Raw genomic sequence first — 24,738 nt, 5'->3', positions numbered from 1 at the left:
AGCCGTTTATCAGAGAAACCAATGGTTACACCGTCTCAAGTAGCAGAAATGATTAAGGCAGGGTTGCCCGACGCTAAAATACAAGTTGACGATTTGACTGGCGGCGGCGACCACTACCAGGCGAGAGTAGTCTCTGCCGCTTTTGAAGGAAAAAGCCGAGTACAGCAGCACCAACTGGTCTACGGCGCTCTCAAACAGGCAATGGCTAGTGAAGCCATCCACGCTTTGGGCTTGGAAACTTTAACTCCCGCAGAATGGGAAGCTAAGAATCAAGTTGCTTAATTTTTGAGTTGCTAGTGATCACACGTTTGTGTTCGTGTCAAGAGTTGCTTGAAATACAACTGCTCCACTTACGCACAAAAACCACAGAAACCGGGTTTTTGAACCGGAATCTATGGCTGTAACGAGAAATTTTCCTAAACAACCCGGTTTCTGCGTCAGTCCACGTTTAAAAATTTTCAAACAATATTAGGACCTACAATGAGTACAACAGCACATCAAAGAATAGACGAGTTGGTTAAGCAAAACAAAATCATGGTGTTTATGAAGGGCAATAAGTTAATGCCCCAGTGCGGTTTTTCTAATACTGTGGTGCAAATTCTCAATACTTTGGGAGTGCCTTACGAAACTGTTGATGTTTTGGCCGACCAGGAAATTCGTCAAGGCGTTAAAGAGTATTCCCAATGGCCGACAATTCCCCAAGTCTATATCAACGGCGAGTTTATTGGCGGCTCGGATATTATGATCGAGATGTATCAAAAGGGCGAATTGCAAGAAATTGTAGAAGTCGCTTTGGCTTCTTAAATAAAACGAAGGGAAAGGACAAAGAAAGTTTTGAGTGTTAAATTGTCGGTTTCAAATTGTGAGTTACAGACTTAAAAAATCTGAGTTCCGAACTCAAAACTTTCCCAAAATTCTAACTTTAACAACAGTAGGGCGGACACGGCCCGCCCTACTAAACATCAATTTTGAAACTGCAGCTTGCCACTTCCTGACTGAACTCTTATACCAAAACCGGATTTTCTGACCCCTTCAATCATTCTGGTAGTAGCTGTTAGTATCAAAAAAGGCAATTACCAATTACCCAATAATCAGCAGATTTATTAAACCGAAATTGGTATTAATAGTAGTCTGATTCAGTTTGTGTCTGTGGCATTGCAAAATTAGAGGGGTCGTGAATATAACGCGCTGCTTCTTCCTCTAGTCTGTGAATCAGATAGGGTTCCAGACCGTTGGAATGTCGCAGGGCTGCTAAATAGCCGTCTAAGTAAAGTCGCAGGTCATCGAAGCGATAACCTCTATTCCACATTTCGACGAGGGCGTCGGTGAGTTTTTGGTAGTGCCGGATTGTTTGGGTGTCTTGTAGCATGGTGTGAGGTTGAAATCCTTTGTGGTTTGTATAATGACGGCGGGATTTAGGAATGGACTCGATTGATGCTGAGCGGATCAGCTTGAGGCTATTTCTAAATAAAAGTTTTTACCCTGCTCAACAGGCTACCCTCCATAAAAAATTTCACTCGTGGCAATGCAGTTGCTCGACTTTTTGCGCGCACCTAGATAATTCGCTGTGCGTTTAATTGAGTCGGGATGTTGCTGAATTTTGCGGTCACAGTGGCTGAGTATTCCGGCTACCGAGCGAACGGTTGGAGGAATTTTAGTTTCACTTGCGCGATTTGTCAACCTCCTGGGACTAGGGGCTGGGTCGGGGGGTTCGGTTTTGGCAGGCGGTTGGGACATGGGGTCGATCGGCTATACACTGTCTTATTTTCATTGTAAGATCATCGCCCGAATGATTTAACCTTTCTGCGGGCTGAGCATCCCAAATTGACCAAATCTGTAAAATTCTTACTCTTGATGTATTCACCGCTTGAAATGGAGCTAATGCTTGAGTAGCAATGGTTACAAAACCTTGACAAAAGCTCTGTTAACCTGGTAGCCATTAGTGATAAGGGAAGCTCGCCTCTGTGGGATCTGCAAGTATTTCAATTGTTGAAGGGAATCCGCACCTGCGATCGCTCTTGGGCTGGCATCTACAGCAAGTCGGTCACTGGGTGCACCAGTCAGCGGATATCAGTCACGCTAGGGAAATATTTTTCAGCCGCCAGCCAACCCTAGTGATTTTGGATGCCCAATTGCCGGATGGGGACGGTTTGGAATTTTGCCGCTGGCTGCAACAGCAGCAGCAGTCGCTGATTTTGATGCTGTCGGCGCGAAATTCGGAATCGGATATTGTTGAAGGTTTGAACGCGGGGGCAGACGATTACCTGACTAAACCGTTTGGGATGCAAGAGTTTATGGCTAGGGTGGAGGCTCTGATGCGCCGCAACCGCACGATGATACCGCCGGCGACGCTCGATTGCGGACTGCTGAAAATTGATTTGGTGCACCGCCGAGTGAGGTTGCACGAGGAACATATCGAGTTGACTCCCCAGGAATTCAGCCTGCTGTACGTGCTGGCTCAAGCTGGAGGAGTGCCGCTGTCGCGATCGGATTTGCTGCTGCGGGCCTGGCCCGATGCTATTGATAACCCCCGGACGATCGACACTCACGTACTCTCTCTGCGTAAAAAAATCGAAATCGACCCGCGACAGCCGAGCCTAATTCAAACTGTACGGAATGTCGGATACCGGCTGAATCTGGAGTTGTTGAAGGCGAATCAAAGGTATTCACCGCTGGTACCGGGAGCTGTAAGTTCTTAAACTACGATCGGCTGATAAGTCTGATTTTATGTTGGGAATTGATTGGCGATCGCATCTGTTTTCGCAGCCATAATAAAATCATTGCGATGCAGTCCAGAAATCGCGTGAGTCCACCAAGTAACGGTAACTTTCCCCCACTCGGTTAACAGTGCGGGGTGATGTCCTTCAGTTTCTGCTGCTTGGCCGATGCTGTTTGTAAAGGCGATCGCACTTTTGAAATCCGGGAATTTGTAGGTCCGTTCTAACTGGGGAATGCCATTTTTTTCGATAAAATCCCAGTCGGGAATTTGAGATTTGAGGTGGACAATTTCGTAAGCTGTGACGCGGGGAGAGTTTGGCTGGCAGGCGGCACAGCGTTCTTTTGATAAAGGTTCCATAAATAATGGCTTTTTATCGAGAAGATGCTAAAACATATTATAGACATTTCTAATGTGAATTATTTTGGAAGGGGCAACAGTCCTTTAGGAGCAACGTAAAAATTGCGATCGAATCGTTCATAAAACAGATGAGCAATTCTTTAAAATTTCGGGAAATTCTCGTTCACCGTGGAATAGCTGAACCGATAATATCAGGAAGGGGGCGGGTTGATTTGGCTATCTCGCTTATATTGTAAACGCTAGCGAACCCGCCCCTCCAGGTGCGATCGCTCAACTGATAATTTTCTTAATCAAATCCAACTTGCCTTTATAGGGAGCGTAGCGCCATTTCAAGTCAAGTAAAAATGACTTTTGCAGCACGCTTTTGTAATGAGAAAAAGTGTCAAAACTTGCTTTGCCGTGATAGGTGCCGATGCCGCTGTCGCCAACTCCGCCAAAAGGTAAATCTGTTACTCCCACTTGCATAACTGTGTCGTTTATGCAAACTCCTCCCGAAGAAGTTTCTTGCAAAACTCGCTGTTGTTTCTCTTTATTTTTAGAGAACAAATACAAAGCTAAAGGTTTGGGACGGGCGTTGATTTGGGCGATCGCCTCCCCGAAATTATCATACTCCAAAACTGGTAAAATCGGCCCGAAAATCTCATCCTGCATCACCGGCGAATCCCAGTAAACCTTATCTAAAACCGTCGGTGCAATATATCTATCTTCCGGCTTAACTTGCCCGCCGACAACAATTTCTCCGTCTTTAATAAACGCACTCAAACGTTCCAGTTGCCGCTGGTTGATAATCCGCGAATAGTCGGGACTTTTTTGCGGATCGTCTCCGTAAAATTCCTGAATAGTTGTTTTAATTGCTGCCATCAAATCGGGCTTAACTTTTCGATCTACTAACAGGTAATCTGGAGCAATGCAAGTTTGTCCTGCATTGAGGAATTTGCCCCACGCAATGCGTTTTGCGGTGTATTCAACCTGAATGTCTGAGTCTACAATGCAAGGACTTTTGCCACCTAATTCCAAGGTGACAGGTGTCAAGTTTTTAGCTGCAGCTTCCATGACAATTCGACCAATTTTAGTGCCTCCGGTAAAGAAGATGTGGTCGAATTTTTCGGCTAGCAATTGTTGGCTGATTTCCACGCCTCCTTCGACGGCGGCTACATAAACGGGATCGAAGGTTTTGGATATCATGTCGGCGATAACTTCGGAGGTGTGCGAGGCGATTTCCGAAGGTTTGAGAAATGCACAGTTGCCGGCGGCGATCGCCCCGACCAAGGGTGATATCATTAGCTGAAACGGGTAATTCCAAGGCCCGATGATTAATGCTACGCCCAAAGGTTCAGGGTAAATGCGGGCTGATGCTGGGAATTGATCTATCGAAGCAGGCACTTTTCTCGGCTTGACCCACGATTTGAGGTTTTTGAGGGCATAATTAACTTCGGCAATCGATGCGATTTCAAGATAAGCCTCGAATTCCGGCCGACCGAGGTCTGCCTTGACAGCATCGACTATTCGTGATTGATTAAGTTCGATCGCACTTTTAAGTTTTTTCAGTTGTTCGATCCGAAAATCCACATCCTTAGTTTTCCCAGTCGCAAAAAATTGCCGCTGCTGCTGGATAATATCGCTGACGCTGCCTACCATTTTTTGTCCTCCATGTCTATAAATAAATGTTACAACAACAAAACCGAACTTGGGTAAAGTGCGATGGTGTTCCATCCCCGACTTCTTGAAGAAGTCGGGGATCTTGGCTTTACAAATCATTGAGAAATGCTATAAATTAGAAGCTAATAATTGTGGGACTGACCACGGAGTTCGCTGATGAAAATATCTAAGAACGATTTTTTTTTCTGTTCCTGCTGGCTGCTTTGCTTGCTTGCAGTAGCAGGATGTACCTCTAAGCCCCAAAAGCAAGTTGTCATCTGCTCGAAAGACTTTACCGAACAAGTCATCCTCGCAGAAATTTTAGCACGCCATATCGAAGCGAAAACAGATCTCAAAGTAGAACGAGAACTGAATCTCGGAGGTTCGCTTTGCCATCAATCCCTAACAGCAGGTAAAATCGATTTGTACGTCGAATACACGGGGACTGCTTACGCCAACATACTGAAACAAAAACCGATTTCTGACCCCAAAAAAGTCCTCGATTACCTCAAACAAGAATATCCCAAACAGTTTAAAGCAGAATGGACGGAACCGCTGGGATTTAATAACAGTTTTGCGATTATTGTGCGGGGAGATGATGCCAAAAAACTCAATTTACAAACTCTGTCACAACTTGGGAAAGCTGCACCTAACCTCCGGGCTGGTTTCGGCCCAGAATTTAACGAGAGAGAAGATGGATTTCCCGGATTAGCTAAAACTTACGGGATTAAATTTGCGGAAGAACCGAAGGAGTTGCTGTTAGGATTGCTTTATCAAGCGCTGCAACAAAAAGAAGTAGATGTGATTGCTGGCAATACGACGGACGGTTTGATTCAAAGTTTGGGTTTAGTAGTTCTCAAAGATGACAAAAACTATTTCCCGCCCTACGAAGCAGTTCCGGTTGTGCGATCGCAAATTTTGGAAAAATACCCAGAATTGCGTCAAGTGCTCGCAGAATTGGGCGGCAAAATCTCCGAGGAAGATATGCGGCAACTGAATTATCAAGTTGATAAGAAACAGCAGGAAGCTGGAGAAGTCGCCCAGGAGTTTTTGCAGCAAAAGTTGGGCGAGTCAAAGCCAGTCAGTCCGCCCAAATAAAGGGTTTCATTGTTCTGCCTGTTTGCTGAACCCTATTGTGGTTAGCTATACTATGAGTTAGACTCATATAAATAAATGAAGGTATAAAGCTATGACAACTGTCAAAACTGCTATCTCATTGCCAGCATCTTTATTTGAACAAGCCGAAACAAAAGCTTTGCGAAATGCAAATTTCTCAGAGTTTTTTGATCGAAATAGCCCTTGAAGAATTTATCCGCCGCCGCGAAAATCAACAACTGTTAGAAAAAATTAATGCTGCTTGCGAAGCACCTCTCTCTGAAGAAGAACAAGTTTTGCTTCGCAAGATGACTCCCTCTCATCGCAGGCTGGTGGAAGGCGAATGGTAATCAATATTTTCCAAGCAAGCTGCAAAACAGCAGCTTTTATTGCTTCAATCTGGGACTCGGCCACTTCAACTGTAATTTCTTGGACATTGAACCCCTCTAAGCTATAACCATCTTCTTCACCTTCAGGCATCTGGTAGTGCTCGACAATAGTTGCTGTAGCACCTTTTTTTAGGCCGTACTTAGGGATGTCTTCTCGCAATGCTACCTGTGAAAATAGTTTAAATTTCATGGGGCTTAACCTCTTGTCAATCAGGAACTAATGTAACAAATCGGGTTTCGGATGGAGTCAATCGATTTTAGATTTTAGATTTTAGATTTTAGAATTGAAGTATTGAAGAATTGACCCCACGGATGAATCCGGGGGGCAAGTGAATAATGAGGGGCGAGCTTTTTTCTCCCTCCACGGATGAATCCGAGGGCTTTGTACCTTGGAGGCTTTCGGTAACTATCCAAACGGTTTTAACTTGTAAAGTCGTACCATTTAGACCTGTTAAACGGCCTCTAATCATGTACTTTTGACAAGCGAATTTCAAAGGTGGTACCCGCCACGCGATCGATCAGTGGGATCGATCCCAAATCGAAAATCTAAAATCCTCAAGCCCCCGAATTTATCTCGCGCAAGTCAATCCAAAATCCAAAATCTAAAATCTAAAATCGAATGACCGTATTTGGTGTTTTCCATTAGCTCCGCTTCCAGGGGAAGTATCTGGCTTCTTAAATCTCGATCGAGCTGTTGCCAGTTTTCTATGCTGTAACCACCTCGATCGAGAAACTGAGATTTGTCGTCTTTAGGAAGCCGGATTAATAAATAGTTGGTCAGCTTTGCTGAAGGAATAACCGAGTTAAGGCTGAGTTTTGCCATAGGAAGACTTTTCTCTTAAGTCCCTTCACTCAGCCTCCGCAAGTTCAAAATATCGCTCATCTTTTTAATTTGCATACAAGTGCGCTCGAACTGTTGTTTATCCTGGATATCCATGCACAAGTCAATTAATGCCGGCAATCCGGGATAGGTTTTGACTTGAGCGCTGCGGACGTTTACTTGGTTGTCCTTCAAATGCGATAAAACATCATTGAGAACTCCCACTCGATCGAGGGCTTCAATTTGAATGTTAACCGGGTAAGTGTTGGGTCGAGATTCATTGCGGTTGCTGGAATTCCAACTCACAGGAACCAACCGATCCCCCGGTACGCTCTCAACATTTGAACATCCTTGCCGGTGAATCGAAATTCCGCGAGTGCGAGTCACAACTCCAATAATTGCTTCCCCGGGAATCGGACAGCAACAGCCGGCTAAATGGTACAGCAATCCTTCTACACCTGCGATCGGCGATTTGCTCGGAGACGAACTCGGTACTGGTTTCGGTGTCGTCGATGCAGGTATTAGCTGAGGCAATTCATGTCCTCCGGCGGGAGCAGCTTCAATTTTTTGCTGCACTTTTACTAAATCTCGCAGTCGATTTACTACGAGATTTAGGGTGACTTCGCCGTAGCCCAAACCGGCGATTAAATCTTCGACGCTGTGGTAGTTGCAGCGCTGAGCCACCGACTGCATTGGTTCAGATTTCAGCAAAGATTCCAAGCCGTTTTTACCTAATTCTTTTTCCAGCAATTCCCGCCCCCGAGCGAGGTTTTCATCTCGGTGCGATCGCTTCAACCACTGGCGAATTCGGTTTTTTGCTCCGTTTGTCTTGACAAAATTCAGCCAGTCGGAACTCGGATGGCCATTTTTTTGGGTCAAGATTTCTACAATATCGCCGTTCTTTAAAACCTTGTCTAGTGTTACCATTCGCCCGTTGACTCTCGCACCGGTGCAGCGATTGCCAATTTCTGTGTGAATGCGGTAAGCAAAATCTACGGGAGTTGACCCGCTATTGAGAGCAATAACGTCTCCGTTAGGAGTAAAAACGTAAATATCTTCGTCGAATAAATTGTCCTTAATGCTTTGTAAATATTCGCGATCGTCTTTGAGGTCGCTTTGCCATTCTAGGAGTTGCCGCAGCCAAGTAAATTTTTCGTCGTCGCCGGTGACTTTTGTGTTAGAACCGCCAGTTTCTTTGTATTTCCAGTGCGCGGCAATGCCGTATTCTGCAATGTGGTGCATGGCTACGGTGCGAATTTGCACTTCGATGGGGCGGCCGCTGGTTCCGATTACTCCGGTGTGCAATGATTGATAGCGATTCGCTTTTGGTAAACCGATATAATCTTTAAAGCGGCCGGGAATCGGGCGGAAAGAATCGTGGACGATCGCCAATGCCCGATAACAGTCATCATTGGTTTCTACAATTATCCGCACCGCAGCAATATCGTACACTTGGTTAAACCCTTTTTGGCGGCGCTGCATCTTCCCATAAATCCCGTACAAATGTTTGGGACGGCCGCTAACTTCGTAGCATTTAATGCCTAATTTGTCAAGCCTTTCTCGCAAACTATCCGTCACTTCTGCGAGTTGAGTTTCTCGATCGCCCCGCTTCTCGGCCACCAATTCCTGAATTTCGCGGTAAGCTTCCGGTTCCAGGTATTTAAACGCTAAATCTTCCAATTCCCACTTAAAGCGCCCGATACCCAAACGGTTCGCCAGGGGAGCAAAAATATCTCGGGTTTCTAGGGCAATACTGCGCTGCTTTTCTTCCGACAAATGCTCCAAAGTCCTCATGTTGTGCAGCCGGTCTGCCAGTTTCACGACAATGACGCGAATATCTTTAGCCATTGCTAAGAACATTCGGCGGAAATTTTCCGCAAGGCGCTCTGTTTTGCTGGAAAAATTAAACTTAGAAAGCTTGGTGACACCTTCGACCAACTGTCGCACTTCCGCGCCGAACCGCTGTTCTATTTCTTCGAGAGTAATATCTGTATCTTCAACAATGTCGTGGAGAAAACCGGCGGCAATCATGACGCTGTTGCCGCCCATATACCGGAGTATTCCAGCGACAGCTACCGGATGGCAAATGTAAGGTTCTCCAGATTTGCGGTACTGTCCTTCGTGCAAGTCGCGGGCAAATTCAAAGGCCCGACAAATTAAGCTGTTGTCAGCCGAGCAATTCGGGTTAGGGCCCGCATCAGGCTGCGATGGAGCGTTCAGGCATTCTTGCAGCCAATCGGGAACTACAGCAGGATCGATCGAAGGAGAGGGAGTCAGAATGTTCGCGTTCATGAGGTACACCTTTAAAACTTAGAAATACAAATGGTTAAAAGCCGGTTTTCGGTTGAATTGCCGAAATTATGTGTTTAGCTATACTAAACTAATTGAATGCCACAATTTGCAATTCAAAAAAATAGTCGATTTTTGTGTTAACTATACCTATCTAATTCCGAGTCGCCCCCCCTCTCCGGTAGGAAAATATAGTGATACCACTGCCACCACGGTCTGTCGATCGGGTAAAATAAGCATATTTTGGCGGTAGCAGTTGAGGTAGCGGGCGATCGGCATTCACAGGCAACGCTAAACTAAAAGCATGAGCCAGAAGGGTTTATTCAGGGCACTCTATCAGAAAAAGTTCTCAAAAAACAGGGAATTGCTGCAAAAACGCACGACTTCCCTTAATATGAGCAAACCTTAAGCAAGTATCTACTTTGATTATAAATACAAATTTGTTTACAAAATCATGATATTGTCCGAAGACCGCCGCCAATGCTACCAAGAATTACAGCAAGCACTAGAACAACTACAAAGAACAGCAGCACAGGATGATCGGGATCGGGCAGCGCTGGCGATCGAATACAGAAAAGTGCAACAATTTTTCGGAAACCAAATTATGAGAGCTGACAGCGATGAGTTAGACGCCTCAGAAACACCCCCAGAGCAGTCCTATTTGACTGAAATTCACAAGCAACTGCGGTTATTGGGGACAGATGTCACGTTTTTGCAAGCGTCGCGCCAGCCAGCGAAAGCAAAGGCGAGGCAAACTGCGGCGATCGCGCGGCTCAACACGCTAATTGGCTACTGTGGCGCGCTGCTGCAAAAAAATTCTGGTTCTTCAGGGCTCGCCCAGATACAGAATTAACAACTGAATTAACAGGGAATTGATACGGCAAGGAGAAATAAAGCGGTGGAATGTCCAAAATGTAAACATCCCAACTTAGAAGGTGGCACTTTAGCCGGCAGTATGTCGGTGCAGTGGTGTCCCAACTGTTACGGTATCTGGATTCCAGGCAGAGAATACGAAGCTTGGCAGAAAGAGCAGAACCAGTGGTACAACAAATCCCAGAAGCCAGAGGCGACAGGCACTCTCGGCATAGAATTCACGCCGTCTCCCTACGACAGCAAAGCAGCGCTGTGTCCCGAAGACGGTCACTATTTGTCGCGGGCGAAAGTTCCCTTCAGCAGAGTGCCCTTTTACATAGAGCGCTGTATGTTGTGCGGGGGCATTTGGTGCGATAACGGCGAGTGGGACATACTCGAAAGTCTGGGATTCTACACTGAGATTGACAAGATGTTTTCTCCCAATTGGCAAGCTAAGGCCCGCGTGCAAGAACTCGCCTCTCGGGAACGTCAAGTGCTTACTGAGAAGCTGGGGCCGGACATCGCCGGATATGTGTTGGAACTCGCGGAAGTTTTAGCAGACCATCCCCACGCAGATTGTGCCGCTACTTACATACTGCGGAGAGCGGAGTTGAAGCGAAGGGAAATTTAGTCATTAGTCATTAGTCATTAGTTATTAGTCATTAGTTATTAGTTATTAGTTAGTAATCGGGGGAGCGGCTTATGCACCAAGAAAACTCGGTTTGCAGCTAATTATTCTTTCATTGACTAACAGACTTTCAGTCTCTTGCCAATAAATACTGACTAATAACTAACAATGACTACTCACAATGATTAATAAGTGACAACTGACAACCGAGGATTATATAACCAATAACTACTAACAAATAACTACTAACTACTAACAAATAACAAATAACAACTGACCACTGACTAAGGACTAATGACTAATGACTAATGACTCTTCTCTATTTTTCGTTGACAATCTGCGAGTAGCTTATCCTCAGCGGCGGGGCCAATCCGGTTGGGCCGTTGACGGGGTTTCCCTGACGCTGAAACCGGGGGAAAAGCTCGGATTAGTTGGGGAGTCTGGGTGCGGTAAGTCAACTTTGGGAAGGGCGGCGATGCGGTTGTTGCCGGATTCGACGCTGATTGAGGGGCGAGTTAGTTTTGCTGGAGAGTCGGTGTTTGACATGAATGCCTCGCGGCTGAGACGGTTTCGGGGCGAAGCTGTGGCATTGATTTTTCAAGATCCGATGACTCGTCTCGATCCTTTGATGACTGTCGGGGAACACTGCATCGAGACTTTGCAAGCTCACAGACCGAATTTGGATCGCAAGCAAGCTAAGAAAGGGGCGATCGACATTTTGGAAGCTGTGAAAATTCCGGCGTCTCGCTGGTCGCAATTTCCCCACGAATTTAGCGGCGGAATGCGGCAAAGAGTAGCAATTGCTTTGGCTCTTTTGCTCGATCCCAAATTAATTGTGGCGGACGAACCGACTACGAGTTTGGACGTAACTGTCGCCGCCCAGATTTTGCAGGAATTAACCAGACTTTGCGCGGAACGGGGAACGGCTATTTTGTTGATTTCTCACGATTTGGCGATGGTGGGCGAGTATTGCGATCGCATTGCGGTGATGTACGGCGGCAAAGTCGTAGAAACAGGGCCGGTGAAAAACGTTTTTGAACACCCGCAGCACGAATATACTCGATCGCTCCTCAAAGCAGCTTTGCACATTCAAGCCGATTCTGACAAAGGGTTAGCATTCGAGGAAATCAGGACTGAAGCCGTTACTGCAAACTTAACAAGTTCTCCTCTTTTGACAGTGACAAATTTGCAGCAACATTACAGTTTAGAAAGCAATTTATTAGATCAGTTATTTTCCAGGAATCGCCAAGTAATTAAAGCAGTAGACGGCGTTAGTTTAGAGCTAGAACGGGGAGAAATCCTAGGGCTGGTAGGGGAGTCCGGCTGCGGAAAAAGTACCTTGTCACGCACGATTTTGCAGCTAATTACCGCGACTGGCGGCAAAGTGGAATTTCAAGGAATAGATATAACTGCCCTGAGCCGCGATGCTGTGAGGAAGCACCGCCGCGAAATGCAAATGATCTTTCAAGACCCCCACGCTTGCCTCAATCCGATGATGACTGTCGGGCAAAGTATTGCTGACCCTTTATTTATTCACAAATTAGCTAATGCCAGCGAAGCTAAAAAACAAGTAATCCAAATGTTAGAGCGGGTGGGTTTGACTCCCGGGGAGGATTTCTTTCGCCGCTATCCGGGGGAACTGTCGGGAGGACAGCAGCAGCGCGTTTCGATCGCCCGCGCTTTAATTACTCGGCCGCAACTGATTATTTGCGACGAACCCGTGAGTATGCTGGATGCCAGCGTGCAGACTCAAGTTTTAGAGCTGATGTTGGAGTTGAAGCAGGAATTTAATTTGACTTATCTGTTTATTACGCACGATTTGTGGGTGGCGAGATTTTTTTGCGATCGCATTGCGGTAATGAATGCTGGAAAAATTGTTGAAATCGGCAAGACTAGGGATATTTTTGCTAATCCGCAGCACCCTTATACTCAGCAATTATTGCAGGCAGCTCCTTTACTGGCTCGAACTAATTGATTTTGGATTTTGGATTTTGGATTTTGGATTTTGGATTTCGGAAATTTCCGGTTAAATTGGTTAAAGTTAAGGGATACTTTTCAAATCATCCCACCGACACCAAGCACCATATGGCAGAATCTGACCTAGGCAGTTTTGCGGTGGCACCCGAAGCCTCATTCGCAATCGCAGAGGATGAGGACACCGAGATCGATCGTCCCACGGTAACTCGCTCGTCAGCATACAACAACTGGTCTGCCGACGATCCCGTGGGAGCTTTGTTCAAGGAAATGGCTCGGTATCCTCTACTGACAGCAGCCGAAGAAGTAGAGTTGGCGCGCCGCGTTCAAGAATTGGTAGCCCTGGATGAACTAGAACAGCGTTTGCAGCAGGAATTGGACAGAGTGCCCACCAAAGCTGAACTCGCAGCGGCTGTAGGAGTGAGCGAAACTCAACTGCAACAGCTTCGCCACCAGTGTCAGTCGGCGAAACGGAAAATGATCAGCTCGAATTTGCGCTTGGTAGTTTCGATTGCCAAACGCTATCTCAATCGGGGCGTGCCTTTTCTCGATTTAATTCAGGAAGGAGCTTTGGGTTTGAATCGGGCCGCCGAAAAGTTCGATCCGGAGAAGGGTTACAAATTTTCTACCTATGCCTATTGGTGGATTCGCCAAGGAATTACCCGGACAATTGCCAATCAAGGGCGGACGATTCGCTTGCCGGTTCACATTGTCGAACAGTTAAATAAGCTCAAAAGAGTTTATCGGGATTTGAGGCGTTCTCTTCAACGCAATCCCACTGAAACTGAACTTGCTAGAGAAATGGAAGTTACTTGCGAACAGCTTCGCTACCTCCAGCAAGTACGCCGGCAATCTTTGTCTCTCAACCACCGCATCGGCTCAGAAGAAAGTTCGGAACTTTTGGATGTTCTTGAAGATAACGCGACGCAATCTCCCGAAGCTCAGATGAATGAGATGATGATGCGCCAAGATATTTTGGAGGTGTTGGACAGTATTTTGACTGAGCGGGAAAAAGAGATTGTTGCTATGCGTTACGGTTTGCTGACCGGCGAACCTTACACTTTAGAAGAGGTCAGCAGTTTGTTCAATTTGTCCCGCGAACGAGTCCGTCAAATTCAAAATAAGGCAATGCGGAAACTGCGGCGGCCTCAAGTGACGGAACGATTGAAGGGCTGGTTGAAATAAGCTAAAAAAAATAGATTTGGGATTTTGAAAAACATTCAAATTATTGTGGGGGACACTCCGACCCCGCCGTAAATATGCTGATTCAAGGTGAAAAGCTTAATTAAATATTACAAATTAAAAATGTCTTGATGTGGTATTTTTAATTGTGGATTGTCGCGTGCTACTTACTTATTTATGTCTTCTGAGGTAATTTTGCGCCCAGCTACCCGCGCCGACGTGCCGGTGCTGTTTGATTTGATTAAAGCTTTAGCTGAGTACGAAAAATTATCTCATGCCGTTACTGGCAATGCCGTTGATTTGGAGCATCATTTGTTTGGCGATCGACCTTTTGCTGAAGCGATTTTAGCCGAGTGCGAAGGTCGAGTTGTGGGCTGGGCGCTGTTTTTTTACAATTATTCTACTTTTTTGACTCAGCCGGGAATTTATTTGGAAGATTTGTTCGTGCTGCCTGAGTTTCGAGGGCGGGGAATTGGCAAGTCTTTGATAGTTTATTTAGCGCAGTTGACGGTTGAAAGAGGCTGCGGGCGTTTGGAATGGAGTGTTTTGGATTGGAATGAATTGGCGATCGGATTTTACAAGGGTATCGGTGCTGATGTGATGCCCGACTGGCGGATTTGCCGGGTTGCGGGCGAGTCTTTGGCAACCTTGGCATCGAAACAATTCAGGGCGGGCTAGGAGCAACGCCCCACAAAAAATTCATCTGTTGTGGAACAGGCATCTTGCCTGTGTGTGGAACAGGCCGGAAAGCCTGTTAAGCTAAAAGGCCCCACTCCGGTTAATTAATACCGACCTACTTAAGTGGCAAAAATATAGGAAAATTTAAGTAACAGTAGATTTTGATTGAGAGAGTAAATCGTGATTATTTGGGTAAACGAGCAAATCGATCCGTCGGGCATTCTTTATTCTTGCATTGCTTGTTGTGACGAGACTCAAGCGAAGGATTGCCACAAATCCTTTGAGCAGAATTTGACGGCAGAGCAAAAACAGCAGGGCTGGGTTGCTACTTTGCGGACGGTTAGTTCTTGGGATGAGGTGCCTGTTAATGCTTTGAAATTGAATTAATCAGTGCAAGTCATCAGCAGCTTTAGTGTCGCCCTGTTTCCGTTCGCTCGAAACGGCAGGAAAACCTTCCACGTCTGTTCGTCCAAGGCAAGATAACTCGATCGCACATTTGTAAAATTAATAGAGGTTTTGTGAATGTGAAGGTAAAAAGCTGCAAGCATTGGGGGCTGCGAGTCTGAGGATTCTGCCCTGCAAGGTGCGGGAATTTGGGCAAAAATTTTCGGGTCTGCTGTACTGCGAAAAAGCTAGGGCGAAAAAGCGGGCAAGTGCGCTCCTCTTCGAGGACTCCGCTAACGACAATTCGCATTTCTTAAACTGATTTTAGCATTATTATTAATAGATAAAAGCATTTCAAATTGTCTAGTTAAATTTTTATGATTGAAACCTTATTTCACGCTTATACCCCTCTAGTTATCTGGACGGGCTTGGGACTGCTGCTGTTTCGGTACATCCCAGTTAATTTTCCCAAGCTGCTGAGCCACTTTCTTTTCTAGATTGGGATACTGCAAATTCTAGTTTTAGCCCGTCAAAGCGATTTTTCGGGGGCTGTGGGATTTACGCCGGCGATCGCCATATTCGTGTTATTTCTGAGTACGAGTTTAGCTTGGTTGACTTGGCTGTTATTGCGCAGGCTGAGTGCGGCCCACGTCAAAAAGCCATCTTTTCAGGGCAAAAATTCTCTGGTTAATTTATTTGTGTTAAATGTAAATTCCGTGAAGCGATCGAGCCAAGCTAGTTTTATCGGAACTTACCCCGCACATAAGATTCATTTCTTCTGAAACCATTACAGGGCAAGACTTTCCTGGAGCGGGAAAATCAAGTACATGACTACAACTTTTTACAACCCTTATGTGGAGCGGGTTTGAGTTAATTTTATGATACAGCAATACTTTGGTTCTAAATATTAAGAAAATCTTAAATACATGGCTACAAAATTGGAACTGCCAAATAGCTAAAACGAATACAGCTCAAAGAATACAGCCACCGAAACTACCCTCTGCAGGGGTAAGTTCCGTTTTATCCTAGCTGCAATGTTACGGAATATCGGCTTTGTCGGATTAGCAATCACCCCGTCTATCATCAGCACCGATAACAACAACTGGGCTGTCTTGTACAGCGTCACTAACAATGTTATTGGAACTTATTGTTTCGGTGTATTTATTGCTAGCTATTTCGGGAACTCCGAGCAAAAAAATCACTGGTGGACTCAGATACGGGACGTGCTGAGAGTTCCGGCGCTGTGAACATTTTTAATTGGTTTTTTCACCAGAAATATCCCCCTGCCCGAAACAGTGGAATCGGGATTGCAGACTGCTGTTTGGGTGGTAATTGCCAGTGCTTTGCTGCTGGTTGGCATCCGGCTGAGGTCTATTAAGAAATGGGAAAGTTTTGAACTGCCCTTAATCCCGTCGCTGTTAAAAGTGGTAATTGTGCCGGTGCCGATCGGATTGGGTGCTAGTTATTTCGGATTGAGCGGCGATCCGAGGTTCGTGTTGGTGTTGATGTCGGGAACGCCCACAGCTCTTTCCGTGCTGATTTTAGCAGAAGTCTACGAGCTCGATCGCGATTTGTTAGCTAGCAGCATCGCCATCACTTCCGTCGGTTTACTGTTGATGCTTCCCCTTTGGTTAGCTGGGTTTAGCTGAAGTTGGACGATAGCGTGGGAGTTAGAAACCGGGTTTCTTTTCAAAATCTCGGTAAGGATGCGTAAATTATCGCAGAAACCCGGTTTCTTGGATTTGGATCGCGTTACTAAAACAGGAAATAAACCCAACACTAATGATTGTTGCCAGACTTTTGAGAGTTAGTCTAATATAGAAATAACTTCAAGGAGGTTATAGGCATGACAACCATATCCGACGAACAAACAGCTATCATCCGTACAGAAAGAGGACTGACGATCGCAGGTACGCGAATCACCCTCTACGACATCATGGACTATGTGACGGCTCAATATCCGCCTAAGTTTATCAGGGGATTGTTTGACCTTACAGAGGAACAAATTAACGCGGCTTTAGCTTATATTGAGGAAAATCGCGCCACCGTTGAAGCTGAGTATCAAATGGTTCTTAAGGAAGCTGAGGAACTGCGGCTGTATTATGAAGAAAAAAATCGCGAGCTGATTGCCCGAATTGCCGCCGGGCAACCAATACCAGGAACGGAAGCTGCTTGGGAAAAGCTTCGAGCCGCGAAGGCAAAACTTGATGCTAAAGCATAATTTTTTTGATCGATCGTAATCTCAACGGACACGCCCTAATTTTGTTTGGCTCTATTGCTAATCAAGGTTGGCTTGATATCATCCCAATTCGTTTTGTCACCTTAAAGGAGATTGCTTTAATATGTTAACTAAATACATCCAAGCTGCCATGAAGCAAGCTAAGTATGAAATTTTCCCTGATGATGGGACTTTCTACGGAGAAATTCCTATCTGTGAGGGAGTCTATGCAAATGCTGTAAGTCTCGAAGCTTGTCGAGAAGAATTGCAAGAGGTATTGGAAGACTGGATTTTACTTAGTCTCACCCTGAAACTTCCTTTACCTGTCCTTGATAATATCGACCTTACAGTTACCAAGGAAGTTGCCTGATGCCTCCTTTAAAACCAGTCAAACGTCGAGACTTAATTTATTACCTGAAACAACTGGGATTTGATGGCCCATATTCGGGAAAAAGGCATCAGTTCATGTTGAAAGATAACCTTCGCATTACCATCCCCAATCCTCATCAAGGTGATATCAGTGCCAACTTTTTAGCTAAGATTTTGGGACAGGCTAAAGTTGATATTAGTGATTGGGAGAACCTCTAATTTGTGGAATGGTGTAGAAAAGGATGTTGCAGTGCTAGGAATGGGTCGTCGTCCACTCATAGGGACTGCACTACTTGAAGATTGTCATCTCAGTAGAGACTTCTGTGATGGTGATAAGGTTATTGTAGATGATATTTTGCGATCGTGAGGAGTAATTTGCTCATAATTTTGGGTGCGATCGCACTTTGATTGCCAATAAATGTAGTGTTTAAAAAGTGATACCCATGTTAAAAGAATTAAAAACCATTTCTCTTGCAACTCTGCTGGTATTAGGAACAGCTAAACTGGGTTCTACTGCACCTCTCCCAAGTCCTAATAATCAAGGGGATTATACGGGAAGAACTTATCATACTTATTGGGAAGTAGTAGACTCAGACCCAAAGGGGTTAAATTGTCGCATGAATTCTTCTTTTGAAGAATTTATGCGTGTTGACAACCCCACTCCATTTGATGTTTTTAATTGGTCTGTAGTTGGTGTTTTAAAACAGGGACAGCGTTTTGAAAGCTTTCCTGGTAATGCTGGTGTTACTTTCCGTGATACCAGGGGTTTACCTTGGCTTTTTGTAGGAAAAACCTACACTGCTGGTGCGGCGCAAGGTTGTTTTATTCGCGCTAATAGTCAATTTGTCAAACCAATACAGATGTCACCGACTCGCGTACAACCTCAAGCGAGTCAACCGCTCACAAGTTCCACAGCACTCCCGATGGAGCTTGGTTTTGACGAAGGATTTGGATCGATTGTAGTACCAGAAAGCGATACCACAGCATCGGCGTATGGAGGACGCTTAAGGCGATATGACGTTCACATTGCCAAAATGTTTGAAGTCACCCACTTTATGTGTCAACAAGAGAATTTAACACCCGGTATTACTTGGAATTACGCGGCTGCAGGTGGCAGGATTAATATGGGAAGTTTTGAAATAACCTGCCGACTTGCTAATCAAATAGCCAGTGCCTATGGTTTAGGTAAGTCGGAACCTACGAATGTGACTTTTTCGGCTGGTGAAGTCGGTCGCCCCGCTGTCAGAAGTTTCAACATTCCTATCCTAAATATTACAGGTGATAAAGTACCACGCTGGGTGAGTTTTGTGCAGGGATTTCAGCCCGTGAGAAAGTAGGGAGATCAATCGCAATGGAAGGAAGTGTTAGAGGCAAGTATGTTGAACAATGTCGTGCCGGGACAAACTTAGTGCTTTTAGATGCAGATATTGCCCAAGCTTTTCCCAATGATGCAGCAGTGAATGAGGCATTGAGGATGTTAATTCAGATTGCACAGTGCCAGCAATTAAATACTGTGGTACAGCAGACGGAATAAAAATGATTGGTGAGGTGCGATCCCAATTTCCAAAATTGCGAGTAATCAGCTAGTGAGCTTGATTCCAAAGTATAATAGAGTTCATGTATCAGAAAATCTGTCTTAACCTGTGTCAAACCATGTGTAGGGATAAAAATACCATGCTACCTAAAATTACAATTGCTAAAAAGTTGACGACCAAGTTTTTAATTGTTATATTTTTCTGTCTGGGAATCCTCTTGATGCAGCCTGAAAAAGTCCGAGCAGAAGGAAGTCAACCTAATGTCACTAAAAAAACTGATTGCTTTTTAGTTTTCGGACAAGGAACTTGTGGCAGTAAAGACTCTACAAGCAATGCAGTAGCCACTGAAACCGAAATTAAACCAGGTGCTAACCTCAGTGGTAAGAATCTACAAGGTATTAACCTGCATAATGCTGATTTGAGAAGATCAGATTTGAGTGGTGCAAATTTGACTGGCGTAGACTTGACAGGTGCTGACTTGAGTGAAGTCAAAATTAGTAAAGTTAAAAACCCTGGAAACTTAGATTTTCATGGATTTGACTGGAGTAAAATTAAGTTGAGTAAGGAAGATTCAATCAAGGTAGTTACAGCTAACTTGAGCAAGCAAGATTTAGTCAATTTTATCAAAGCTGACCCTAGTAACTTGGATTTCAGCGGGTTAGACTGGAATAAAGTTAACTTCAGCCAGCAAGACGTACAGAAGCTAGTCAATTCTAAGCTAAATCAGCATGATTTAATTAACTTAATCAAAAGCGCTCCTAATCAGGTAAATCTTAGTAAGGACGAATTACTAGGGTTAATTCAGCTACATCTTAATAACAGCGCTTTATGGCGAAGTTCCACCCTAAATAGTCAAGACTTACTAAATTTACTAGCAAACAAGTTGAGTGCAGTAGACTTAAGTGGGGTTGACTTACAAAAAGCAAACTTTACTGGTAGCAACCTACAGCAAGCTAACCTGAGTGGTGCAGACTTGAGACAAGCAAATCTTAACGGTGCAAAAATGCCTGATGGAACTCTCTATCGACGTTAGTTTTACCTAGTAGAGCGCGTCACCTGCTATAATCGCTCTGTTTGTTTTATCGAAAATTAATCTAAAGGTGACGCATCGTACTAATACTGGTTATTCCTTACTCTTCACTATTTCAGGAGAAAGAGGTGGAGAAACAGTGCAACCGCCGCCTAAAGGATTTAAGGGGTAATTTAAAAGTATTCAATTAGCTGGCGGGACAAAAGGTTTTTTTTAGAATGGTTGTGGTGCTTATTATACGGTTTGAGTTGAAGGGCAGTATCCAGTTAGGTTCTTTGAATAAACAAATATTTTTGGTGCCTCACTTATCTAATAAGTCTTGTATTTTGTTGTATTTACCTAACACATCATACAGTTCATAATTAAACTTGATTTGAGTATATCTAGTTTAATCTTCATAGGTCTTAAATAATTCACCCGTTAAGAAAGAATAAATTATGCCACATATCAAACCAATCATAAGAAAGAACCAAATTACACTAAATATCATAAATCCACAGACAGCTAAAACTACTATAGATAAGTAAATTTGGATCATGCCGGGAATAGCTAAAGAAACTAAAAATAGTATTAAAATACCAAATAGAGTTAGACAGATATCTAGGAAGTTTTTCAAAGCTGATTCTCTCCATAATTCCAAATTTGATTGTTTTGTTTCCCTAATTATATTGGGTGATATTAATATTTAACAACTCAAAACGGTCGGATTTAGCACCCAAGTTTTCTAACTATCCTTAACCAATTTAGTAGAAGTTGGTATAATTCAGTTGACAAAGTAGGATTTAGTAGGATCTAGTACACTAAACCTCACTCAACCCTGACCCATGAATGTTGAAGATGTTGTAGAATGGGCTAATAATTCGATTTTTGATAAAACTGGAGAAAATCTCACACCCCTACAGGAAGCAATACTAACGGGTGTTTGGCAAAGACAGAAATATCCTCAAATAGCTAAAGAGTTTAATTGCAGTCAATCTCACGTTAAAAAAGAAGCCGCTAAATTATGGGAAAAACTGGGTGAGGAATTAGGAGAAGACCTCAATAAATTTAATTTTCGTTCTAAGTTAGAGAAAAGGGATAGAGTTTCTCAAGTTTCTCATTCAGGCGACTGTTTATTACAAGCAATTGATATTAATATTTGTAATCAATTTATAAAAAATATTAAAAATACACAAACCAGATCGCCTAATCCCCCTGACTCTCCCCAAAACAAAAATCAATCCCCAATAATCGATTTAACAGACGCACCCGAACTCCGTTACTTTTACGATCGCACTTCAGAACTCTCCACCCTGAAACAATGGATTTTGCAAGCCCACACGCGCTTGATTACCGTCTACGGCTTAAGCGGAATTGGCAAAAGCGCGATCGCCCTCAAACTCATCGAACAAATTCAAACCGAATTTGATTATATTATTTGGTTAAGCCTCGCTGACACACCCACACTTTCAACCCTCCAAACCGAACTCAAGCAATTTTTTGGGCGATCGCCACAACCCCCATTACCCACAGTCATCGATTATTTTCGATCTTCTCGCTGTTTAGTAATCCTTGATGACGTAGAAAATATTTTTAAAAGCGGTCAATTAGCAGGTCAATATTTAGCAGGCTATGAAGACTATGGCAAATTTTTCAAACAAATTGCCACATCCTCTCATCAGAGTTGTTTAATTATCCTCAGTTGGGAACAACCCAGAGAACTTACTGCTTTAGAAGCACTAAACCGACCTGCACGAACTTTACACCTCAAAGGGTTAGGGGAAGAATCGGCAGAAATTCTCAGAGAAAAAGGATTAGCAGATGAGCAAAAATGGTCAGACTTGCTCGCCCTTTATCAAGGTCATCCTTCCTGGTTAAATATCATAGCTTCAACAATTTTAGAATTTTTTGACGGTAGCGCTTCCCGGTTTTTAACTGATAATAATGATATTTATTTAGGTGACTTAGAAACCATTTTAGAATCTCACTTAGAGCGTTTATCGGAGTCAGAAAAAAAGGTGAGCCATTGGTTAGCAAGTCAAGCTGAAGCGGTAGATATTTCCCAAGCACCTGCCGATATTGAGTTATCTAAATCAGAATTTTGGCAAGCCATACAATCTTTAGCGCGGCGCGGGTTACTGGAAAAAGTACAAGTAGGATCGGGAGCGCTATTTTTACTCCATCCTGTATTTCAACAATACATTCAATCCCAGTCAAATCCTACCAGTATCAAACTGTAACATCGATCGCACTTCTCAACTTCTACATCGATCGCATAAAAGCATTCACCGCATCATATTGATCCGCCATCCGCGAATAAAACTCGATCGATCGCAAATCCAACTCCGGCAAAAGTTCGCTCTTACTCACCAACTCATACCCCGTATAACGCAAACAATAAACCGAAATTACCCCATCCTCCCAAAACCAAACCTCCCGCACTCCTATCCGACGATAGATTTCCAGCGTATCAATGCCACCACTTGTCACTGTTACCTCGATCGCCAAATCTGGAACCGACTTGCGCGTACCCAAACAATAAGACTCATCTGGTTCCTTCCGTGCACCCAACTCCTTCATCCCGATAGTTGTACTACCACGCCCGTAGAAACGAATGTCTTTCGTCCGCATATAAATCTCTAAAAGCTGATCTAAAGTGTTTCTAGATTCTTCATGTTCCTCAGAAAAAGGAGCCATAATTTCTAAACACCCATCCAAATAAGTTAAATGCGCCCCAGTTTCCGCCAAATCTGCATCCAACTTTTCTAGAGTCTCCCATGTCACGTTTGACAGGAAAGCCGCACCTGCACCCAATCCTGCTTTAGAAATTGCGACAACCATTTGACTTACCTTTTACGATCGCTTTTCCATATTAGCGAATATTAGCTAAAGTCTCAACTCAGCTTGCTCTAAAATTTCGCAGTACAATTAACAATAACTGCAAGGAAAACGACGATGAACGAGACAATAACTGCTACTGGTCTGCCTCCTGCATTCCCCGATCATACTCAACTGCCAGACGAAGACGGTACATTTGTAAAAAATTTTCAGGAGCATCCCCAGAGCATCATTCTGACAGATTCGATCGGGCCTGTTGTAGAGCGGCTGCATCCAGACGGACAATATGCGATCGGGCAAGATTGCGGCATTTACTGGCGAGAAACTGACCCGCCAGAGCGAGGTGCAGAAGCACCGGATTGGTTTTACGTGCCGAATGTACCGGCAACACTTGACGGTTTTCGCCGTTCTTATGTACTTTGGCGGGAACACATGGCTCCGTTCATTGCTTTAGAATTTGCTAGCGGTAATGGAGATGAAGAGCGCGATCGTACTCCGCTTTCTGTGGCGGCCGACGGTACAACAACTAAACCCGGTAAGTTTTGGGTGTACGAGAGAATTATCCGCATTCCTTACTACGGTATTTATGAAATGAGAACTGGCAATTTAGAAGTCTATCACCTGATAGATTTTGTGTATCGAAGGATGGAGCCAAACGAACGCGGTCACTATCCCATTCCTGTACTAGATGTAGAATTGGGACTGTGGCAGGGAAGCTATCAAAATCAAGAACTGCTTTGGCTGCGGTGGTGGGATTCGCAGGGGAATTTGCTGTTAACTGGCTCCGAACAAGTTGAAATTGAGCGGGCTAGAACCGAGCAAGAACGAGAAAGAGCCGAACAAGAACGGGAAAGAGCCGAACAAGCAGAGCGAAAAGTTACCCAGTTAGCCGATCGACTGCGAGCAATGGGAATCGATCCCGATGCTGAGGATTGATCTCAAATTCCCAAAACTCTCTCTGTAGCGCGAGCATCCCGCACCCGATCTTTTTTAATCACAAAAAACAAAGCTGATGGAAACTAAACCACCTCTACCGCCCTTTACGTTGGAAACAGCTAAAGCCAAAGTTCAATCTGCTGAAGATGCCTGGAATAGCCGCGATCCCGAACGAGTAGCCTTAGCTTATACGGAAGATTCTCAGTGGAGAAACCGTGCCGAATTCTTCAGCGGACGAGAAGAAATCAAGGCTTTTTTAAGACGAAAATGGGCCAAAGAATTAGATTACCGTTTAAAGAAAGAACTCTGGAGTTTTACAGACAATCGGATTTCTGTTCGCTTCGAGTATGAGTGGCACGATGATTCTGGCTACTGGTATCGCGCCTATGGTAATGAACAGTGGGAATTTGCAGAAAATGGGTTAATGCGAAGACGTGAAGCCAGCATTAATGATGTTCCCATTCAAGAATCTGAACGGAAGTTTCGATAAGATTTATCTGTGAGTTGTTAGACGCATAAACCTGGTTTTTTAGGAAAATATGCAGGTTTATAGTCAGAACTTTAGTCATGATTGATATCATGTCCGGTCGATTACCCCTAATACGGTAGGGGCTCCCCTCACGAAAAATATCTGCCAACAATCTCCAATCTCAAAAACCCGCCCTTTTAATCGCGGTCACTCGATCGGACATGATATGACTAAACGCCAGAAAGACAAATAAAGTCCTCACTACGAACGAAAGGTTTGTAGTAAGGATCGCGAATTAAATAATTTACACATATTTGTGGGATGGGCGTCCCGCCCGTCCAGAAAGGACGGGCGGGACG

The 24,738-nt window shown here is 44.4% G+C and carries 28 protein-coding genes; 21 read left to right on the top strand and 7 right to left on the bottom strand.

The window, feature by feature from the left end:
• Positions 1-21: 21 nt before the first annotated feature.
• Together QUA99_RS24755 and grxD are read left to right on the top strand one after the other, a co-directional pair.
• Positions 22-282 carry a BolA family protein gene (locus QUA99_RS24755; RefSeq protein WP_006634035.1) on the top strand — a complete coding sequence of 87 codons (261 nt, stop codon included), beginning with the start codon at positions 22-24 and terminating at the stop codon, positions 280-282.
• Between the two features lie 198 nt (positions 283-480).
• Positions 481-804: a Grx4 family monothiol glutaredoxin gene (gene grxD, locus QUA99_RS24750; protein WP_333242830.1), complete on the top strand. Its 324-nt coding sequence runs from the start codon at positions 481-483 to the stop codon at positions 802-804.
• Between the two features lie 316 nt (positions 805-1,120).
• Here the strand turns inward: grxD and QUA99_RS24745 are convergent, their stop codons facing one another.
• Complete coding sequence (locus QUA99_RS24745; RefSeq protein WP_172192600.1) at positions 1,121-1,369, bottom strand: DUF6761 family protein; 249 nt, start codon at positions 1,367-1,369, stop codon at positions 1,121-1,123.
• Positions 1,370-1,964: 595 nt separating this feature from the next.
• Here QUA99_RS24745 and QUA99_RS24740 point away from each other — a divergent pair.
• Positions 1,965-2,699 (top strand): response regulator transcription factor, encoded by a 735-nt coding sequence (locus QUA99_RS24740; RefSeq protein WP_333242827.1) that lies wholly within the window; start codon positions 1,965-1,967, stop codon positions 2,697-2,699.
• A 26-nt stretch (positions 2,700-2,725) separates the two neighbouring features.
• Here QUA99_RS24740 and QUA99_RS24735 read toward each other — a convergent pair whose 3' ends face one another.
• The gene (locus QUA99_RS24735) at positions 2,726-3,076 is read right to left on the bottom strand and encodes a 4a-hydroxytetrahydrobiopterin dehydratase (protein ID WP_333242824.1); all 351 of its coding nucleotides are present in this window, start codon (positions 3,074-3,076) and stop codon (positions 2,726-2,728) included.
• A gap of 270 nt (positions 3,077-3,346) precedes the next feature.
• The gene (locus QUA99_RS24730; protein WP_333242852.1) at positions 3,347-4,714 is read right to left on the bottom strand and encodes an aldehyde dehydrogenase; all 1,368 of its coding nucleotides are present in this window, start codon (positions 4,712-4,714) and stop codon (positions 3,347-3,349) included.
• A 177-nt stretch (positions 4,715-4,891) separates the two neighbouring features.
• Here QUA99_RS24730 and QUA99_RS24725 point away from each other — a divergent pair, with 177 nt between their 5' ends.
• Complete coding sequence (locus QUA99_RS24725) at positions 4,892-5,812, top strand: glycine betaine ABC transporter substrate-binding protein (protein WP_333242821.1); 921 nt, start codon at positions 4,892-4,894, stop codon at positions 5,810-5,812.
• A gap of 249 nt (positions 5,813-6,061) precedes the next feature.
• On the opposite strand, the gene QUA99_RS24720 is transcribed toward QUA99_RS24725, so the two are convergent.
• The 3 genes from QUA99_RS24720 to QUA99_RS24710 all read right to left on the bottom strand — a co-directional run bounded on the left by QUA99_RS24720 (position 6,062) and on the right by QUA99_RS24710 (position 9,310).
• Positions 6,062-6,388 carry a DUF4926 domain-containing protein gene (locus tag QUA99_RS24720; RefSeq protein ID WP_333242817.1) on the bottom strand — a complete coding sequence of 109 codons (327 nt, stop codon included), beginning with the start codon at positions 6,386-6,388 and terminating at the stop codon, positions 6,062-6,064.
• Between the two features lie 393 nt (positions 6,389-6,781).
• Entirely contained in the window at positions 6,782-7,021 is a 240-nt protein-coding gene (locus tag QUA99_RS24715) for a DUF6883 domain-containing protein (RefSeq protein ID WP_333242815.1), read from the bottom strand.
• Positions 7,022-7,036: 15 nt separating this feature from the next.
• Complete coding sequence (locus QUA99_RS24710; protein ID WP_333242812.1) at positions 7,037-9,310, bottom strand: bifunctional (p)ppGpp synthetase/guanosine-3',5'-bis(diphosphate) 3'-pyrophosphohydrolase; 2,274 nt, start codon at positions 9,308-9,310, stop codon at positions 7,037-7,039.
• Between the two features lie 451 nt (positions 9,311-9,761).
• Here QUA99_RS24710 and patD point away from each other — a divergent pair, with 451 nt between their 5' ends.
• The 15 genes from patD (at position 9,762) to QUA99_RS24635 (ending at position 22,376) form a co-directional block, all read left to right on the top strand.
• Positions 9,762-10,160, top strand: a complete 399-nt coding sequence (gene patD / locus QUA99_RS24705) for a heterocyst frequency control protein PatD (protein WP_333242810.1) — start codon at positions 9,762-9,764, stop codon at positions 10,158-10,160.
• 45 nt (positions 10,161-10,205) lie between these two features.
• Positions 10,206-10,790: a zf-TFIIB domain-containing protein gene (locus QUA99_RS24700; RefSeq protein WP_333242807.1), complete on the top strand. Its 585-nt coding sequence runs from the start codon at positions 10,206-10,208 to the stop codon at positions 10,788-10,790.
• A 298-nt stretch (positions 10,791-11,088) separates the two neighbouring features.
• Positions 11,089-12,762, top strand: coding sequence for an ABC transporter ATP-binding protein (locus tag QUA99_RS24695; RefSeq protein WP_333242804.1), 1,674 nt, complete (start codon positions 11,089-11,091; stop codon positions 12,760-12,762).
• A gap of 110 nt (positions 12,763-12,872) precedes the next feature.
• Positions 12,873-13,946 (top strand): RNA polymerase sigma factor, RpoD/SigA family, encoded by a 1,074-nt coding sequence (locus QUA99_RS24690; protein WP_333242801.1) that lies wholly within the window; start codon positions 12,873-12,875, stop codon positions 13,944-13,946.
• A gap of 174 nt (positions 13,947-14,120) precedes the next feature.
• Positions 14,121-14,621, top strand: a complete 501-nt coding sequence (locus QUA99_RS24685; protein ID WP_333242798.1) for a GNAT family N-acetyltransferase — start codon at positions 14,121-14,123, stop codon at positions 14,619-14,621.
• A gap of 180 nt (positions 14,622-14,801) precedes the next feature.
• Positions 14,802-15,008, top strand: coding sequence for a hypothetical protein (locus QUA99_RS24680; protein WP_006634050.1), 207 nt, complete (start codon positions 14,802-14,804; stop codon positions 15,006-15,008).
• Positions 15,009-15,556: 548 nt separating this feature from the next.
• On the top strand, positions 15,557-15,787 hold the full coding sequence (locus QUA99_RS24675; protein WP_333242795.1) for a hypothetical protein: 231 nt from the start codon (positions 15,557-15,559) through the stop codon (positions 15,785-15,787).
• 474 nt (positions 15,788-16,261) lie between these two features.
• Positions 16,262-16,654 (top strand): AEC family transporter, encoded by a 393-nt coding sequence (locus tag QUA99_RS24670; protein WP_333343568.1) that lies wholly within the window; start codon positions 16,262-16,264, stop codon positions 16,652-16,654.
• Positions 16,655-16,851: 197 nt separating this feature from the next.
• On the top strand, positions 16,852-17,226 hold the full coding sequence (locus QUA99_RS24665) for a DUF433 domain-containing protein (protein WP_333245214.1): 375 nt from the start codon (positions 16,852-16,854) through the stop codon (positions 17,224-17,226).
• Positions 17,227-17,347: 121 nt separating this feature from the next.
• Positions 17,348-17,593, top strand: a complete 246-nt coding sequence (locus tag QUA99_RS24660; protein ID WP_015178899.1) for a type II toxin-antitoxin system HicB family antitoxin — start codon at positions 17,348-17,350, stop codon at positions 17,591-17,593.
• On the top strand, positions 17,593-17,811 hold the full coding sequence (locus QUA99_RS24655; protein WP_333245217.1) for a type II toxin-antitoxin system HicA family toxin: 219 nt from the start codon (positions 17,593-17,595) through the stop codon (positions 17,809-17,811). Before QUA99_RS24660 ends, QUA99_RS24655 begins: the two co-directional genes overlap by 1 nt.
• A gap of 224 nt (positions 17,812-18,035) precedes the next feature.
• Positions 18,036-18,929: a hypothetical protein gene (locus tag QUA99_RS24650; RefSeq protein ID WP_333245219.1), complete on the top strand. Its 894-nt coding sequence runs from the start codon at positions 18,036-18,038 to the stop codon at positions 18,927-18,929.
• 14 nt (positions 18,930-18,943) lie between these two features.
• Positions 18,944-19,126: a hypothetical protein gene (locus tag QUA99_RS24645; RefSeq protein WP_333245222.1), complete on the top strand. Its 183-nt coding sequence runs from the start codon at positions 18,944-18,946 to the stop codon at positions 19,124-19,126.
• Between the two features lie 83 nt (positions 19,127-19,209).
• A complete protein-coding gene (locus tag QUA99_RS24640; RefSeq protein ID WP_333245225.1) occupies positions 19,210-20,160 on the top strand; it encodes a pentapeptide repeat-containing protein in 951 nt (316 codons plus the stop codon).
• Between the two features lie 821 nt (positions 20,161-20,981).
• Positions 20,982-22,376 carry an ATP-binding protein gene (locus tag QUA99_RS24635; protein WP_333245228.1) on the top strand — a complete coding sequence of 465 codons (1,395 nt, stop codon included), beginning with the start codon at positions 20,982-20,984 and terminating at the stop codon, positions 22,374-22,376.
• 22 nt (positions 22,377-22,398) lie between these two features.
• Here the strand turns inward: QUA99_RS24635 and QUA99_RS24630 are convergent, their stop codons facing one another.
• Positions 22,399-22,977, bottom strand: coding sequence for a Uma2 family endonuclease (locus tag QUA99_RS24630; protein WP_333245231.1), 579 nt, complete (start codon positions 22,975-22,977; stop codon positions 22,399-22,401).
• Between the two features lie 114 nt (positions 22,978-23,091).
• Here QUA99_RS24630 and QUA99_RS24625 point away from each other — a divergent pair, with 114 nt between their 5' ends.
• Positions 23,092-23,910, top strand: coding sequence for a Uma2 family endonuclease (locus QUA99_RS24625; RefSeq protein ID WP_333245234.1), 819 nt, complete (start codon positions 23,092-23,094; stop codon positions 23,908-23,910).
• Positions 23,911-23,986: 76 nt separating this feature from the next.
• On the top strand, positions 23,987-24,400 hold the full coding sequence (locus QUA99_RS24620; RefSeq protein WP_333245237.1) for a nuclear transport factor 2 family protein: 414 nt from the start codon (positions 23,987-23,989) through the stop codon (positions 24,398-24,400).
• Positions 24,401-24,738: the final 338 nt, after the last annotated feature.

It is taken from the genome of Microcoleus sp. F10-B2, from assembly GCF_036704965.1.
GTDB lineage: Bacteria > Cyanobacteriota > Cyanobacteriia > Cyanobacteriales > Microcoleaceae > Microcoleus.
Note: the sequence above shows the minus strand (reverse complement) of the source record. Positions and strands in the feature narration are given on the sequence as shown.